Origin of the sequence: Streptomyces sp. WG7, assembly GCF_049975785.1 — a bacterium.
GTDB lineage: Bacteria > Actinomycetota > Actinomycetes > Streptomycetales > Streptomycetaceae > Streptomyces.
The window spans coordinates 1-912 of record NZ_JBNGGE010000163.1 but is presented as its reverse complement, the minus strand read 5'-3'; the positions used below and the strand labels follow the sequence as shown (position 1 = coordinate 912).

The 912-nt window shown below is 72.4% G+C and carries 1 protein-coding gene; it reads right to left on the bottom strand.

Going from position 1 to position 912, the window contains the following annotated elements; translation table 11 throughout:
- A partial coding sequence (locus ACP4J0_RS38545; protein WP_426604114.1) for a beta-ketoacyl reductase occupies positions 1-867 on the bottom strand: 867 nt, incomplete at its 3' end.
- Positions 868-912: the final 45 nt, after the last annotated feature.

Here is a 912-nt window from a genome sequence, read left to right as displayed (position 1 = left end):
CAGCGAGTCGAAGCCCAGCTCCTTGAACGCCCGCCCGGCACCCACCGCGTCAACCCCGGCATGACCGAGCACAGCCGCCACCTGGCCCCGGACCAGGTCCAGCAGCATCCGCTCCCGCTCACCCGCGGAAAGGGACGCCAGTCGCTCAGCAAGGGAAGTCGACGCCCCGACGGCTGACGCGTCGGCAGTGCCGGCGGCCGCGACGACAGGCCTCGTGTCGACCAAGTCGGCAAAGAGGTTGCTGGGGCGCCCGGCGGTGAAGTCGGTGACGAAGCGGTCCCAGGCGAAGTTCGTGATCACGACGGTGGTGTCCAAGGCTCCGACGGCGCGGCCCATCGCCGTGATCGCCGACCCGGCTTTCATGGGCGGGACCCCGCCTCGGCGCATGCGGGCGACCGTCGCCTCGTCGGCCGCCATGCCGCCCTCGGCCCACGGACCCCACGCGATCGACGTCGCCGCCAGACCGTCCGCACGCCGCTGCTCCGCCAGCGCGTCCAGGAAGGCATTCGCCGCCGCGTAATTTCCCTGACCGGCTGCGCCGATCGTGCCGCTCATCGACGAGAACAGCACGAACGCGTCCAGCTCGACACCCAGCTCGACCGTCAGCTCGTGCAGATGGAGCGCCGACGTGGCCTTGGCCCGCAGGACGGTCTCGAGACGGTCCGCGGTGAGGGAGTCGAGGACCCCGTCGTCCAGGACGCCGGCGGTGTGGACCACGGCGGTCAGCGCATCGGCGTGCTCGACCAGCACGGCGCGCAGCGCGTCACGGTCGGACGCGTCACAGGCGACGACCGACGCCTCGACACCCAGCTCCGCCACCAGCTCAGCGGCACCGGGCGCGTCCATCCCCCGCCGGCTGGTCAGCACCAGCCGCTCAGCACCCGCCTCCGCCAACCACCGCGCGACACGACC